This is a genomic window from Azonexus sp. (genome assembly GCF_036170495.1).
In the GTDB taxonomy this organism is placed as follows: Bacteria; Pseudomonadota; Gammaproteobacteria; order Burkholderiales; family Rhodocyclaceae; genus Azonexus.
On record NZ_JAVHPH010000492.1, the window covers coordinates 1 to 1475 of the forward strand.

Sequence of the window (1475 nt, forward strand, 5' to 3'; positions counted from 1 at the left end):
CGCCGCAACGATCGCTACCGGCAACACATCACGATCTACGCCGACCGCCTGCACAAGAACGAGAAACGCCTGCGCACGCTGATCGACACCTTGCCGGACATTATTTGCCTGAAGGATGGCCGCGGGCGGTGGACGGAAGCCAATACGCCCCTGCTGCACAGACTGGACCTGCACAACACCGACTATCGTGGGTCGACCAGCCGGGAACTGGCCGCCTCCGGCCATTTCGACACGGCACCGCTGGCCCTGCTCGATGCCTCGGATGAACGCGCCTGGAACGCCGGAAAGCGCCTCGACGAAGAACTTATTTTTCGCAATCGCGACGGCCATGAGCAGGTTTTCGAGATTGCCAAGGTGCCACTGTTTGCCGCCGATGGCAGCCGGCAGGCGTTGGTCATGGTCGGCCACGACATCACCAAGCGCGTCGCGGTGGAAAAGGAGCTGCGTTCAGCCGAGCGCAAGTTCCGCGGCCTGGTCGAGCAGTCGCTGGCGGGCGTCTACATCATCCAGGGGCCGTATTTCCGTTACGTCAACCCGTGGTTTGCCAAGATCTTCGGCTACGATGCGCCGGAGCAAATTATCGAACAGGTTTCGGTCATCGACCTGGTCGCCCCGGAAGACCGACAGAAGGTTGCCGACAATGTCCGCCGCCGGGAAAGCGGCGAAATCGACGCACTGCATTATGGTTTTACCGGCCGGCGGCAAGACGGCAGCAGGGTGGATGTCGAGGTTTTCGGGACGGCGGTCGATTATGAAGGGTTGCCGGCGGTAATCGGGATCATTGTCGACATCTCCAAACGCAAGCAGGCCGAGGCCGAACTAAACCGCCACCGCATGCACCTCGAAGAGCTGGTCGCCGTGCGCACGGCCGATCTGCAACTGGCCAAGGAGGCAGCCGAAGCAGCCAACCGGGCGAAGAGCACCTTCCTCGCCAACATGAGCCACGAATTGCGCACACCGATGAATGCGATCATCGGCCTGACGCACATCCTGAGCCGGCGGAGCAGCGACCCGGATCAACGCGACAAGCTGGGCAAGATCGACAAGGCGGCAAGCCATCTGCTGAGCCTGCTCAACGACGTTCTCGACCTGTCAAAAATCGACGCCGAGCGGCTCAAGCTGGAGCAGACGGCGCTGCGCCTCGGTGCCATCATCGCCAACGTTGATAGCTTGGTCAGCGACAAGGTCGCGGCCAAGAGGCTGCAATTAAAACTCGACATCGACCCACTGCTGGCCGAGGCCAGTCTGCTCGGCGACCCCCTGCGCCTGCAGCAAATTTTGCTTAATCTCGTCGACAACGCCGTCAAATTCACCGACCAGGGCAGCGTTTCGATCCGCGCCACGACAGTAAACGAGACGGCGAACACGCTAACGGCCAGGCTGAGCATCGCGGATACGGGCATCGGGATCGCGCCCGAGGCGCAGGTCCGGGTTTTTTCGCCCTTCGAGCAAGCCGATGGCTCGACGACCCGCCG

Annotated in this window: 1 protein-coding gene; it reads left to right on the forward strand. The window is 61.9% G+C overall.

Annotated elements, in window-relative coordinates; translation table 11 throughout:
* A partial coding sequence (locus tag ADADOO_RS17700; protein ID WP_511278839.1) for a PAS domain-containing sensor histidine kinase occupies positions 1-1475 on the forward strand: 1475 nt, incomplete at both ends.